The following is a 476-nucleotide window of genomic DNA, read 5'->3' as shown; positions in this document are numbered from 1 at the left end:
GACAGAACCCCAGCAGGCACAGCGCTCCCTTGCCTGACAGCTGCGGCGCGGGCACGGTGTCGCGGCAGTCCGCCCAGGCGCCGACGCTCATGATGGAGGACAGAACAAGGACCAGGGCTCGGGCGGCGTGAACGCGTTTGGCAGGCATATTGCGAGGGCGTGCGTGTGGTCAAGCGTTGAACAAACTGCTTGACAAGTCTACTGACAGAGCCTCTGACGCGGAAACGCTGATACGAAATTTTCTCGATGCAAATCGTGCTCACGGCTCACACCGGTCGATAGCAGGATTGATCTGGTGTAGACGAATTTGCCAACGCAAAGCCTGTTCATTGGCGGGAATGCGCCGGTAGTTCTGTTGCAATCCGTTGACGCGCTGCGTCGTGCAGCGTTTCATGTCGGCATGGGCGGCATTCAGGTTGGGAGGAATTGAATGGCAGATGCGTTGACATACACGTTTCAACTCGCGAAGCATGGGT

1 protein-coding gene is annotated in these 476 nt (G+C 58.0%); it reads right to left on the bottom strand.

The genetic code is table 11. The annotated features are described in order from the left end of the window. Positions 1 to 259 precede the first annotated feature (259 nt). Positions 260 to 476 (bottom strand): hypothetical protein (locus tag GV818_RS34310; protein ID WP_218586325.1); only part of this gene is annotated, 217 nt, incomplete at its 5' end.

This window comes from Pseudomonas sp. Fl4BN1 (genome assembly GCF_009908285.1).
Lineage (GTDB): Bacteria > Pseudomonadota > Gammaproteobacteria > Pseudomonadales > Pseudomonadaceae > Aquipseudomonas.
This window is presented reverse-complemented; position numbering and strand designations above follow the sequence as displayed.